Source organism: Haloferax sp. s1, assembly GCF_058382125.1.
On record NZ_JBZRPK010000518.1, the window covers coordinates 1 to 6,486 of the forward strand.

The window sequence follows — 6,486 nt, forward strand, 5'->3', positions numbered from 1 at the left end:
CCCGAGATTCCCCCCACCGCCACCGACGACTCGCTCGTCCTCCTCGACGAGGTCGGCCGCGGCACCTCGACGGCCGACGGGTTGTCTATCGCCCGCGCCGCAACCGAGTTCGTCCACGACGAAGTCGGCGCGATGACACTCTTCGCCACACACTATCACGACCTGACCGACGCCGCCGCCGACCGCGACGGCGTGTTCAACCTCCACTTCACCGCCACCCAGCGCGACGGCGAGGTCACCTTCCTCCACAGCGTCGCCGACGGTCCCTCGTCGTCCTCGTACGGGGTCGAGGTGGCTCATCTGGCGGGCGTCCCCTCGACCGTGGTCGACCGTGCGCGGAACCTCGTGGAAGAAGACGTATCTAACGAGGCCGAAATGAACACGGTCGGTGCTGCCGCGAATGGAAAAGCCGGAGCAGCCGACCATACCGAAACAGCCGGAGACGGGACGCTTGCGGCGTACGTCGATGGACTGGAGAACGGCCACAGCGAGGGAGAAACTCGTGACGTGGCGAAATCGAATGCCGAGCCGGCTCCCAAACTCGAAGTCGTCGCCGACCGACTCCGCGAGGCTGATTTGGTTGATACCACCCCACTGGAGGCGCTCAACCTCCTCTCGGAACTCAAAGGCCACCTCGAATGATTCACCGACTCGACCCACAGACCCGCTCGAAAATCGCCGCCGGAGAGGTCGCTACCCGACCCGCGAGCGTCGTGGTCGAACTGGTCGAAAACGCCCTCGACGCGGGTGCTGGAACCGTCGAAATCGAGGTCGGAGGTGACGGAACCGACCGAATTCGCGTTGCTGACGACGGCCACGGAATGTCCGAATCGGACGCCGAACTCGCCGTCGAGCACCACACGACGAGCAAATTGACGGAGGCTGACGACATCGAAACCGTCGAGACGCTCGGCTTCCGGGGCGAAGCCCTCCCGAGCATCGCCGCGGTCTCCCGCCTCGAACTGACGACCAACACCGGCGGACCGCGAGGAACGCGAGTCGTGGTCGAAGACGGCGAAACAACTGTCTCGCCCGCGGGCCGCGCGAAAGGGACGACCGTCGAAGTCACCGACCTCTTCGCCGACCACCCGGCCCGGAAAAAGGCACTCGCCTCGCCGAAAGCAGAATTTGCCCGCATCTCGGCGGTCGTCACGCGGTACGCGCTGACCCGTCCGGACGTTCGGTTCGTCCTTCGGCACGACGGGCACGAAACCCTCACCACGCCCGGAACGGGCCGGTTCGCGGACGTGATGCTCGCAGTCTACGGACGCGATGCGGCGAGCCACGCGTCCACTTTCGACTCGGTGCGCGAGGTAAAAGCGGGCGGCGAGACGGCTACCGTCGAAATCGACGGGCTACTGTGCTACCCGGACGTGACGCGCTCTCGCCGGGACCACGTCCACGTCTCGGTGAACGGCCGTGCTCTCGCCGAGCCACGAATCAGGCGGGCGGTTGTCGAGGGCTATGGAACGCTGCTCCCGGACGGCCGCGAGCCAGTTGGCGTCGTTCGCGTCAACCTCCCTCCCGAATGGGTCGACCACAACGTCCACCCCGCGAAGGACGAAGTGGGCTTCAGGGACGCAGACGCGGTGGCCGAGGCCGTCGAATCGAGCGTCCGCGACGCGCTCTCGACTGCCGACCTCCAGCGGAGCGGCGAGTTGGCGATGGACCTCGACAGTTCGCTCGAACCGGTCTCTGCCGAGTCGGTCTTCGACGAGATTCGCGTCATCGGTCGCTTCCGTGAGTTGTACCTGCTCTGTGAGGCCGACGACGACCTGCTCGTCGTGGACCAACACGCCGCCCACGAACGCATCAACTACGATCGACTCCGTGAGGCCGTCGAAACCGCGGGAATCGACTCTGTCGCGGTCGACCCACCAGCGACCGTCTCGCTCTCGTCGACCGACGTAGCGCTCCTCGAAGCGAACCGGGGCGTTGTCGAGGCCCTCGGCTTCCGTATCGCCGAGTTCGGTGACGGAACATACCGCGTCGGGGCCGTGCCAGCACCGCTCGGACGGCCATTTAGCCCGGATGCGCTCACTGACGTGGTTGCCGATGTCGCAGCAGGCGATGTCTCCGACCCCCGCGACGAGTTGCTCAAAGACCTCGCGTGTCACCCGTCCATCAAAGCCGGTGACGACCTCACGGACGAGGACGCGACGCGGTTAGTCGAACGCCTCGGGTCGTGCGAGACGCCCTACGCCTGCCCGCACGGTCGGCCGACGGTCCTCTCCATCGACGAAGAGACGTTCGTCCGCGGCTTCGGCCGTCGGAGCGGCCGGCGCGGGTAGATTCGTTTTGTCCGCAGTATGCTGCCCGGTATTTGCTAACTAGTAGCAAGGTAGTTGCGCATAGACACCACATGAAGACCACCTAAATACCATATAGAGACTAGTTGCATACCAGCAAAATACCACACGGTCACCACAGCACCACAACCGGAGAGCAGCGACTACCAGTCTTTGCAGTCGATACAGACGTACTCGTCGCCGTCGAGCCACCGCTTTTCGACCGATTCGCCACATTGCGGGCACGGTGTCCCGTCAGGGTTCCAGCGGTAGGTTGCGAGTGTGTGTACGCTGTTCTCGGAGTCCGCTTCGGCGTCGCCTTTCGTGTCACTCCCCATGTCGGCAACGGTGTCGCTCTCGGAGTCCGCTTCGGCATCGTCCTCTCCGTCCGCGTCGGCAGTCGATAACTCGGTAGACTCCGTCTCTTCGTCGTCCTCAGCGAAGTAATCGTCAAGCGAGCGGTTCGGCATGGCTCTGAGTCGGTGGGCGCGGCCCTTATCGGTGCCGACAGTCGCCGACAGAGTGTTACTCCGCCACCACCGCCGCCGTGCGAAACCCACACAATCAATATCCCCGAATCCCGAGACTCGCCTATGGCAACACTCACGGATTTCGTCGTGGCGCTCATCCAGAGCGTCCTCGAACTTGTGGTGACGTTCGCCGATGTGGCGCTGAGCGACCCGCTTTCGACGATAAACTTCGTCTTCGGGAACCTGTTTATTCTCGCGTCGGTGGGCGCGTTCGCGTACCTCGTCCTCGGCGCACTCGGCGCGGAGATTGGCATCGGCGCTACTGCTCGGTCACGCAGTATGCCTCCGCAGCAAGAGTAATCGCTTCTTCGAGGTCGGGACCGATTGGTGACCCGACCACGATACCGTCCGCGTAGTCGCGCACTGCGGCCATCTGGTCGGCCACATCGTCGGGCGACCCGGCCATCGAGAAGGCGTCTATCATCGCCGGCGTGACGAGGCCAAACGCTTCGGAGAACGCGCCAGCCGAGATTTTTTCACCGATGTCGCTCGCACGCTCGGCGTCGATACCGTGTCTATCGAGGACCGGCGGGGCCGCTCCCGCAGTGATGAACGCGACCGGCGGCCGGGCAGCCTCGCGGGCCGCGTCCTCGTCTTCCGAGATGGAGACGCTTGCGTAGGCAGCGAGTGTAAACTCGCCACGTTCGTCGGGGCGGTCCTCGCGGCCGATATCGACTTGCTCGCGGGCCCACGCGAGGTCGTCAGGGTGAGAGCCGTTGAACAGCAAGCCATCGGCGTGCTTGCCCGCCATGCGACACATGTGCGGGCCTTCGCCGCCGACGTAGACCGGAATCTCGCCGGGCACGTCGAAGTTGAGTCCGGCGTCGTTGGCTTCGAAGGTACCGTCGTGAGAAACGCGCTTTCCGTTCCAGAGGTCCTGTGCGACTTTGAACGCCTCCAAGACGGAGCGGAGGCCGCGTTCGTCTTCCAGACCAAGGTTTCGGAGCGTCGATGGGTCGCCGGGGCCGATGCCGAGGAGGCCGCGCCCGCCGGAGGATTCAGCGACGGTTGCGACCTTCGCGGCGAGCGTCACGGGGTGCATTTCGTAGGGGTTGGCGACGCCGGGTCCGAGGCGGATATCGTCCGTCTCGGCGGCGAGTCGTGCGAGGACCGCGAAGGGGTCGCGGTTGTTGTAGTGACACGAGACGAAAAGCGAGTCGTAGCCCTCGCGTTCCGCCTGCGTGCCCAGTTCGACGAGGTCGGCTACCGGGTGTTCCGGGGTGAGTTCGAGTCCGAGCATGGATGTGATGTGATGAAGGAAAGAGGGTTCTTAGGGTTCGTAGCTCCAGTCGCGGAGCGCCTGTCGCACGAAATCGCCGTCGATGTCGCGGAAGTGGGCCTCGCTTTCGCCGTGGTCGCCCCACTCGAAGCCGCGGACGACGACGACCGGCGTGCCGTCGTCGCCCTCGCCCTGTACGAGGTTGGCCGCGGCGGCGAGTTCGTCGACGACGCTTTCGACGGTGACGCCGAGTTCGCGGCCGTCGCGGTCGGTTTCGCCGCGCCAGTCTCGTGACGCGCTCAGTCCGGCCCAGCCGAGAGCGACGCCGCGCTGGCCGTGTCTGAAGGGTCGACCGCAAGTATCGGAGACGATGACGCGGTCGGCGGTGATACCGGCGCAGATGCGCTCGGCCGACTTGTTCGGGCGCTTGGGGAGCAACAGCAAGTCGTGGTCGGGGACGTTCGACCGGTCGATACCGGCGTTGACGCCGACGTGGCCGAATCGCGTCTCGGTCAGGAGGAACGGTTCGTCCATCACGAGGTCGACGCTCTCTTCGAGGACGGCCTGCGCGAATCGCGGGTCCTTCTCGTTGTCCGTTAGTTCCGAGAGTCGGGCGGCGAGTTCGCGGGCCCGCGGACCGGCGGGGAAATCGTCGAGGTCGGCGAACCGCCCTTCGGCCTTCGAAACGACCGTCGACGCGACACAGACCACGTCACCGGGGCGAAGGTCGACGCGCTCCGAGATGAGGGCCGCAAGGTCGTCGCCCTCACGAATCTCGGGGACGTCGGGGACGGGAAACAACTCCATACGGGACGGGAGGGAGACGGCGGTGAAAAACAACGGGGTGTTGGCGAACCGGGCCGGTATCACAGTTGGGGTCGAAGTCTGAGAACCCGCGGTACGATTAAGCCATTGTGAACAAACCACATAGTATGCACGACCGGCCGATCGACCCGATGGGGGAACACACAGTCGAGGCGTACCTCGAATACGTCGGTCGCGTTCCGCAGTCAATCCGCGACCGAATCGAGAGGGATGTCCACCCGTTGACTGGAAATCGGGGGTCGTTCCGGTTGAACAATCACGTCCTCTTCGCGGAACTGTATCTCCTCGCCGAAAAGACGGGGACCAGTCCGACGCCGGTCGATATGACGCGGTTCGGAGCGTTTCACGTCTCGTTCTATCGGGACCGGTTTGGGGCGTTCGCGTGCGGGGTCGAGTTCGCCGGTCTCGAACCGAATTTTCACTCGCCCGAAGAACGCGTTCGATACGAGGAGTACGACGTACGCGAGTTCTATACCGAGCCAGTGACGGACGACTGACAGGGAGTATCGTAGCCATCGACAGGGAGTATCGTAGCCATCCGTCTGTTTCGGCTCCCGGGTCCGACACCGTGGTTCGAGTCCCGAGCAGGAAATCGCTGCACTGCGACGGTATGCCCCACAAGCGAACAGCAGCAACTCGCCACGTCACCCGCCGCGAACGACCTCGACTGAAAGCGACCCGTCGACGACCGAGCCGACCATCATCGTCGCGTCGTCACTCGGGTTCGCAGCCGTCGCAGTACCCGGATTCAGGATGCGGATACCATCGACGACCTCGTCAAGCACTTCGTGGATGTGGCCGGCGATGCCGACCGCGCCGGTTCCCGCGGCGTCTCTGACGACCTCAGCGACGCGAGACAAGTACCCCGTTCTCGTCCCCGTGCCGTGCGTAACGACGAAGGTGAGTCCATTGAATTCGACGACCTCGACGAAGGGGAGGTCAATCTCTGGTGGGTCGACGTTTCCACAGACGCCGACGAATCTCGACGAGAGGGAACGGAGGTGTTCGAGCGTTTCCGCCGAGTCGAAATCGCCCGCGTGAATCACGAGGTCGGCCGCCCGGACGCGGTCTTCGACCCACATCGGAATGGCGTCGACCCGGCCCGGAACGTGCGTATCGCTCAAAATAGCGAGTCGCATAGTAACACCACAACACCAGTCTGAATAGGCGTTTTGTCAGTTGTCGACGTAGTTCACGATATGACGCACGTCGCCACCGCGTTCCTTCGACACGGCGGGCGCGTTCTCCTCCCGCGCCGGGGTGACGGAGTCGGGACGTATCAAGGGCGCTGGGCTGGAGTCTCAGGCTACGCCGGGGGAGACCCCGAAAACACCGAGGGCGACGCTCGGCGGGAACTCAGAGAGGAAGTCGGCGGCCCCGATGCCGCACTCCGCCGCCCCGGCCAGCCGCTGGTCCTCACCCACGACGGCCGAGAGTGGACCGTCCACCCGTTTCTGTTCGACGTGGCGGACCGCACAGTCGACCCGAACGAGGAACTCGCCGAAGTTGAGTGGGTCCACCCGACCGAAATCCCGAACCGCGAGACAGTCCCCGGGTTATGGTCGACCTATCGCCGCGTTGCGCCGACCGTCGAAACCGTTCGCAAAGATGAGACGCACGGCTC

Annotated in this window: 9 protein-coding genes; 5 read left to right on the forward strand and 4 right to left on the reverse strand. The window is 64.5% G+C overall.

The window, feature by feature from the left end; all coding sequences use genetic code 11:
- Positions 1-642, forward strand: a 642-nt coding sequence (locus QT222_RS08545; RefSeq protein WP_491476924.1) for a MutS-related protein, incomplete at its 5' end; no start/stop codon positions are given.
- Positions 639-2,291 carry a DNA mismatch repair endonuclease MutL gene (mutL, locus tag QT222_RS08550; protein WP_491476925.1) on the forward strand — a complete coding sequence of 551 codons (1,653 nt, stop codon included), beginning with the start codon at positions 639-641 and terminating at the stop codon, positions 2,289-2,291. The genes QT222_RS08545 and mutL, both read left to right, overlap by 4 nt.
- A 161-nt stretch (positions 2,292-2,452) precedes the next feature.
- Here the strand turns inward: mutL and QT222_RS08555 are convergent, their stop codons facing one another.
- Positions 2,453-2,758 (reverse strand): DUF7573 domain-containing protein, encoded by a 306-nt coding sequence (locus QT222_RS08555; protein ID WP_491476928.1) that lies wholly within the window; start codon positions 2,756-2,758, stop codon positions 2,453-2,455.
- A 123-nt stretch (positions 2,759-2,881) separates the two neighbouring features.
- Here QT222_RS08555 and QT222_RS08560 point away from each other — a divergent pair, with 123 nt between their 5' ends.
- Positions 2,882-3,118 carry a DUF8024 family protein gene (locus tag QT222_RS08560; protein ID WP_004059369.1) on the forward strand — a complete coding sequence of 79 codons (237 nt, stop codon included), beginning with the start codon at positions 2,882-2,884 and terminating at the stop codon, positions 3,116-3,118.
- On the opposite strand, the gene QT222_RS08565 is transcribed toward QT222_RS08560, so the two are convergent.
- Both QT222_RS08565 and QT222_RS08570 read right to left on the reverse strand, forming a co-directional pair.
- Positions 3,078-4,058 carry a 5,10-methylenetetrahydromethanopterin reductase gene (locus tag QT222_RS08565; RefSeq protein ID WP_004059368.1) on the reverse strand — a complete coding sequence of 327 codons (981 nt, stop codon included), beginning with the start codon at positions 4,056-4,058 and terminating at the stop codon, positions 3,078-3,080. The two genes, QT222_RS08560 and QT222_RS08565, sit on opposite strands and share 41 nt — an antisense overlap.
- A 30-nt stretch (positions 4,059-4,088) precedes the next feature.
- Positions 4,089-4,844 (reverse strand): coenzyme F420-0:L-glutamate ligase, encoded by a 756-nt coding sequence (locus QT222_RS08570; protein WP_491476926.1) that lies wholly within the window; start codon positions 4,842-4,844, stop codon positions 4,089-4,091.
- A 125-nt stretch (positions 4,845-4,969) separates the two neighbouring features.
- On the opposite strand from QT222_RS08570, the gene QT222_RS08575 reads away from it, so the two are divergent.
- The gene (locus QT222_RS08575; protein WP_004059366.1) at positions 4,970-5,359 is read left to right on the forward strand and encodes a homing endonuclease associated repeat-containing protein; all 390 of its coding nucleotides are present in this window, start codon (positions 4,970-4,972) and stop codon (positions 5,357-5,359) included.
- A 147-nt stretch (positions 5,360-5,506) separates the two neighbouring features.
- Here the strand turns inward: QT222_RS08575 and QT222_RS08580 are convergent, their stop codons facing one another.
- Positions 5,507-6,001, reverse strand: a complete 495-nt coding sequence (locus QT222_RS08580; RefSeq protein WP_004059365.1) for a metallophosphoesterase family protein — start codon at positions 5,999-6,001, stop codon at positions 5,507-5,509.
- A 60-nt stretch (positions 6,002-6,061) separates the two neighbouring features.
- On the opposite strand from QT222_RS08580, the gene QT222_RS08585 reads away from it, so the two are divergent.
- On the forward strand, positions 6,062-6,486 hold a 425-nt coding region (locus QT222_RS08585), incomplete at its 3' end, for an NUDIX domain-containing protein (RefSeq protein WP_491476927.1).

Coding starts and splice junctions, on each gene's coding strand:
- QT222_RS08580 (WP_004059365.1), bottom strand. CDS start 6,001: ATGCGACTCGCTATTTTGAGCGATACGCACGTTCCGGGCCGGGTCGAC.
- QT222_RS08555 (WP_491476928.1), bottom strand. CDS start 2,758: ATGCCGAACCGCTCGCTTGACGATTACTTCGCTGAGGACGACGAAGAG.
- mutL (WP_491476925.1), top strand. CDS start 639: ATGATTCACCGACTCGACCCACAGACCCGCTCGAAAATCGCCGCCGGA.
- QT222_RS08560 (WP_004059369.1), top strand. CDS start 2,882: ATGGCAACACTCACGGATTTCGTCGTGGCGCTCATCCAGAGCGTCCTC.
- QT222_RS08575 (WP_004059366.1), top strand. CDS start 4,970: ATGCACGACCGGCCGATCGACCCGATGGGGGAACACACAGTCGAGGCG.
- QT222_RS08565 (WP_004059368.1), bottom strand. CDS start 4,058: ATGCTCGGACTCGAACTCACCCCGGAACACCCGGTAGCCGACCTCGTC.
- QT222_RS08570 (WP_491476926.1), bottom strand. CDS start 4,844: ATGGAGTTGTTTCCCGTCCCCGACGTCCCCGAGATTCGTGAGGGCGAC.